The 1,446-nt window shown below is 53.9% G+C and carries 1 protein-coding gene; it reads left to right on the top strand.

The window, feature by feature from the left end; translation table 11 throughout:
• On the top strand, positions 1-1,416 hold a 1,416-nt coding region (locus A7P99_RS09440; protein WP_067687332.1), incomplete at its 5' end, for an amino acid permease.
• Positions 1,417-1,446 lie beyond the last annotated feature (30 nt).

The following is a 1,446-nucleotide window of genomic DNA, read 5'->3' as shown; positions in this document are numbered from 1 at the left end:
GGCGGCAGCATCGGCACCGGCCTGTTTATGGCCAGCGGCAGCGCCATCCATATGGCAGGCCCGGGCGGCGCATTGGTGGCTTATGCCGCCATCGGCCTGATGGTGTATTTCCTGATGACTTCCTTGGGCGAAATGGCCACTTATCTGCCGGTGTCCGGCTCGTTTTCCACTTATGCCGCCAAGTTTGTCGATCCCTCGCTGGGTTATGCCCTAGGCTGGAATTATTGGTTTAGTTGGGTCATCACCGTAGCAGTAGACATTTCCATTGCCGCGCTGGTAATCACGTATTGGGAACCGATGCGCTTTATGCCGCCTTGGGGCTGGAGCCTGCTGTTTTTCGGGCTGATTGTGCTGTTGAATATGTTGTCGGTAGAAGCTTTCGGCGAATCGGAATATTGGTTTTCGCTGGTTAAGGTGGTTACGGTTGTCGTATTTCTCGGCGTGGGCATGCTGACGATTTTCGGTATTCTTGGCGGCAACTATGTGGGTCTGGCTAACTTTACCGTGGGCGACGCGCCGTTTTTAGGTGACGGTTTTTCAGGTAGCTTCTTAACCATGCTGGGCGTGTTCCTGATCGCCGGTTTCTCTTTCCAAGGGACGGAGCTGATTGGCATCACCGCCGGTGAGTCGGAAAACCCGAAAGAGAGCATCCCGAAAGCCGTGAAACAGGTGTTTTGGCGCATCCTGATTTTCTATATCTTGTCGATTTTTGTGATCGGCCTGCTGATTCCCTATACCAGCCCGGAATTGCTGGGGGCGGAAAACGTGTCTGAGATTGCCAAATCGCCGTTTACGCTGGTGTTTGAGCGCGCTGGCTTAGCCATGGCGGCAGCGGTGATGAACGCGGTCATCCTTACTTCTATTCTCTCTGCCGGCAATTCGGGTATGTATGCTTCGGTGCGCATGTTGTATGCCATGGGCAAAAGCGGCATGGCATACAAGAGCTTCCGCAAGGTAAACCGCTTCGGCGTACCGGTACGTTCGGTGCTGGCCACGGCAGCGGTGGTGCTGCTGCTGTTTTTAATCGAAATTTTCAACGACCACGCCTATGAATATATTCTGGCCGCTTCAAGCTTAACCGGCTTCATCTCTTGGCTAGGCATCGCCATCAGCCACTACCGTTTCCGCCGCGCCTACATTGCCCAGGGTTTTGATTTGAAAGACTTGGATTACCGTGCCAAATGGTTCCCCTTCGGTCCGCTGATCGCGCTGGTGTTGTGTGTGTTGGTGATTCTGGGGCAGGACACCGAGCTGGTGATGAGCGGCGAAATCGATTGGCAACGGATTGTGGTGACCTATATGGGCCTGCCCATATTCTTCGGTTTCTATCTCTACCACAAACTGCGCTACCGCACCCGGGTGATCCCGCTTGAGGAAGTGGATTTGGGCGACGAGGAAGAGGACGAAGACGAATAAGCCCCCTCATATAAAAGGCTACCTGAAAAC

This window comes from Eikenella sp. NML120348 (assembly GCF_001648435.1).
GTDB lineage: Bacteria > Pseudomonadota > Gammaproteobacteria > Burkholderiales > Neisseriaceae > Eikenella > Eikenella exigua.
This window is presented reverse-complemented; position numbering and strand designations above follow the sequence as displayed.